The sequence below is a fragment of the Bacillus sp. LR_5 genome (genome assembly GCF_042709275.1).
Genome location: NZ_JAVAXX010000440.1, coordinates 1 through 3601 on the forward strand (window position 1 = coordinate 1; position 3601 = coordinate 3601).

General features: G+C 40.5%; 4 protein-coding genes and 1 pseudogene. 4 read left to right on the top strand and 1 reads right to left on the bottom strand.

Annotation, left to right across the window (positions count from 1 at the left end):
- Positions 1 to 162 precede the first annotated feature (162 nt).
- The 4 genes from RAC86_RS36645 to ylaD are packed head-to-tail and all read left to right on the top strand — an operon-like array spanning position 163 to position 3173.
- Positions 163 to 2103: a hypothetical protein gene (locus RAC86_RS36645; protein ID WP_074794229.1), complete on the top strand. Its 1941-nt coding sequence runs from the start codon at positions 163 to 165 to the stop codon at positions 2101 to 2103.
- Complete coding sequence (locus RAC86_RS36650) at positions 2093 to 2362, top strand: hypothetical protein (protein WP_003232287.1); 270 nt, start codon at positions 2093 to 2095, stop codon at positions 2360 to 2362. Before RAC86_RS36645 ends, RAC86_RS36650 begins: the two co-directional genes overlap by 11 nt.
- Entirely contained in the window at positions 2362 to 2883 is a 522-nt protein-coding gene (gene ylaC, locus RAC86_RS36655) for an RNA polymerase sigma factor YlaC (RefSeq protein ID WP_038430006.1), read from the top strand. Before RAC86_RS36650 ends, ylaC begins: the two co-directional genes overlap by 1 nt.
- Complete coding sequence (ylaD, locus tag RAC86_RS36660) at positions 2880 to 3173, top strand: anti-YlaC sigma factor ylaD (RefSeq protein ID WP_003232283.1); 294 nt, start codon at positions 2880 to 2882, stop codon at positions 3171 to 3173. The genes ylaC and ylaD overlap by 4 nt, the downstream gene beginning before the upstream one ends.
- Before the next feature lie 39 nt (positions 3174 to 3212).
- Here ylaD and RAC86_RS36665 read toward each other — a convergent pair.
- Positions 3213 to 3601, bottom strand: a pseudogene (locus tag RAC86_RS36665) (hypothetical protein); the annotation flags it as partial.

The window sequence follows — 3601 nt, forward strand, 5'->3', positions numbered from 1 at the left end:
TTTGTTGAATAATATCAAGATGAGTCAAGTTTCATGTGATGGTTCACTCAAGAGTTATGTTTTTTACATATCAAGGGGAAGATGAGATATTTTTGTTTCATCTTGAAACTTTTTGAAAAGTCCGCTGTCTAACCGAATGAGGCCTTAATAAGAAGTAAAGGATTGTTGTTCGTGTTGGAGTTATTCAGTCATTATGTATTGCATTTCGAACGTTATTTTATATTAAGCAGACAAAGCACCCTGCTGATTCAATGGTCAATTGTTGTTCTGGCGGGCTTATATCTTTTGGTGCATCATCCCAAAATAAACCGGCAGCGCACAATGTTCTTGGCGGGTGTTATATTGCGGATTGTGCTGCTGGCGGGAGTGTCTGTTGAACTTATTCACCAGGTGCAATCAACAAACTTCACCAGCGCTTACTTAAGAGAGGACGGAAAAGAACTGCCGCCGCTGCTGCATTTTTTGTTATACGGATATGTGCTGCTGACGGCTTTTCACTATATGCTGATGCCGCGTGATCATGGCGGAAAGGGTAAGTTTTATACGTTCGACCTTGCCGTTGTCAGTTTGCCGATCGTACAAATGATTTTTAGTTTCTTTTCGTATTGGAAGGAATACCCGGATGGGATGGAGCCGATTGCATTCGTGTTTCTGTTTTTCATCATCACTCTTCCCATTGCGTTGAATGTAGTGTTTTTCAAGCTGTATTGGAGAACGGATAAGATCTTACTAGGCTTATTTTATACGCTGATTATCGGACTGCTTGTCTTGCTGCTTGCGCCATATCCCAATCAAATCTCAAAAGATTATGGTGCAGTAATGCCATATACGATTTATTTGGCAATGGCGGGATTTTTGATGAGCTATCATCTGTTCCAAAAGTCAGGAAAGGTTTATGTGCGTGTGAATAAGTGGGTGACGATGGCTGTCATGGTGTTTTTTGTCCTGCTGTTAAATCCGATATATAACATAGGAACGGCTGCTTTCGCTGTATCAAAGCCAGCAAATGTCCATGATTCATTCAATTTTGTCGGGGAGCACATTTCATCAGAAAAAGCGGAACAGATACTAAAGTCATTTTTTCCTACGGATGAAACACTTTATTTGCATGATACAAACATGGATGTGCATTATTTCTACTCATTTGAAAGCAAAGGTTACAAAGCTGAGGTAGATGAAGTATCGCAGCTGATTCGTAATTATGAATACTTACAAAAAGCACATGGGAAAAAGCTAACGAATCAGGAGTACAAGCGGAAGTCCATCGCTTTCCTTGAGCGACACGGACGTGTGTTACATAAGGATCATATCGAAACAAAGGTATCAAATGAGGACGGCCAGACAGTCGTACGTATATACCTGAAAAACCAGCTTCATAAAAAAGATCATGCTGATGATGGCGCGGTATTTTATTGGGAAAAGGAAACCTTAATGGGTTTTAGTGAAGATCCATCGATTTACCAGCTTGACTCTCTTCTGCATGTTCATATAACGGAACAAGACATTCAAGACAAAGTGGAACAAATGTTTACAGCGCTGAACATCTCAAAACAGCCTTATCAGATCACTGATATTGAAAGCAATAGCCTGCTCGGAAGCATGGTGAGAGTGGAAACAAAAGGTGGAATTGTTTTGGAATTTGAGGGCGAATCAGGTTGTTTACATAGTCTTTCGCTTCCGATGAAAAAGAATATCTCAATGGCTAACAGCCGGATGCAGCATCAGATATTATCGATCTTCGATGCTCGTGGATCAGAAAAGAAGAAAAAAAGCAGTCAGGGTGACATGGTGATGTATACTGATTCTTCTAAAACATATGAGTTTTTTGAAGATCAAGGTCAGCTAAACGTTTATGTATACAGCGATACACCTGATCAGTCATTCCCTTATACGTATCGTAATGGAACATTGGCTTACGAAAAGGTAGCTTCTCTATATCAGGATGTTATTTACAAAAAGCGTATGCGTCCGATTATCGTTCAAAGAGGGGATGAACGGCATTATGCATGGCTGATCATTATTCAGCCGTTTGGTTCAAATCGCCATGATGCCTATGTAGTGGATGGAGAAACACAAGAGGTGAAAAGTCTTTATGAATCATAAAGAAAAAGAGTCTGTTTTTGTAGACTTATACGACCTGTATAAAGAAGGAGAGCTAGAGGATGAATCAATGGAATGGATGAAACAGCATGAATCCCTATTTCAAAAGAATGCGGAAGACTTAAAGAGTAAAACTTGTTTAAAGAGAAGTCCCGGTGCTGAAGAAGAAAGCCAAATCAGATATATGAAAGTATACCTGTCTTCCATGTATATCTGTTTCATTTTATTGGCCATTTGGATGACGGTGTGGTTTTACTTTTAATGAAGCATAGGGATTCCATTGAGGACTTGTATCGGCAGTATTATCAAGAAATTTTAAATTATTTATTCAGAAGGACTCATCACCTTGAAACAGCCAAGGACTTAGCGCAGGACACGTTTGTAAAAGCTCTTAACGGTCTGGCTTCGTTTAGGGGGCATTCTTCCATCAGAACATGGCTCTACACCATTGCGCATCATACCTTTATCAATTGGTACCGAAGGGATGTCAAATACCAATTTACTGAAATCAGCAAAAATGAAGGGTTAACGCAAACAACTTATGACCAGCCTGAACAGTATCTGTCACGGACGGTGAAAAGCGAAACACTGCGGCAGGAGCTCCTGAAGTTAAAAGATCAGCATCAATCCGTTTTGATTTTAAGAGAATTCCAAGAGCTTTCTTATGAAGAAATCGCTGAGATATTAGGATGGAGTCTTTCTAAGGTGAAAACCACATTGCACCGGGCTAGATTAGAGCTAAAGAAAAACATGACGAAAAGTAGAGAGGAGGAGCGGATATGACCTGCTTTCTAGTAAGAGACCTGCTTCCTCTGTATCTTGAAGGTGATTGTAAAAGAGAAACGGAACACGTTATAGAAGAGCATTTAAAAATGTGCAGCAGCTGCAGAGACATGTATGACACGATGGCTGAGCCATTTGAATTGGAAAGCGAACAGGCCGTTGAGGAGGCTTATCTGCCGGAAGAAGAACTGCGTTTTAAACAGAGGTACTATGGATTACTGATCATGAAAGCTGCCTGCTGGTTTGGAGCGGCGGTTGCCATGATGCTGATCATCAAACTGCTGATATAAAAAAAGCGCTTGTCCGATTCCGGCAAGCGCTTTTTTACATTAAGCCTGGGGATGAATCATATCGTAAATAGCGGCAAGCTGTTCTTGTGACAGGGCACTGAAGAGTTTTTCATAAACGTCAGCTTGCAGTGGCGTTGCACCTGCTTGTAGCGCTGCGTCTTTATCATAGCTGTACACATCATCTTGTAGCACAATGGCTGCTTGAAGAATGTGAATCTTGAGAGAAACAGCGGAGAAAAATTGTTCAAGTGCAAGTGCTTCTTTTTCTGTGAAGCCAAGTTCAACTGCTTTTTCTGTATCAAATTTGTAATTTCCATCCTCGAGATACACACATTGTGAAACAATGCTGAAAAATTCTGATGTCGATTCCCAGAGTGTAGCAATTACCTGAGCCTCTTCTTTTGTCATTCCTAACTCGACAGCTTTTT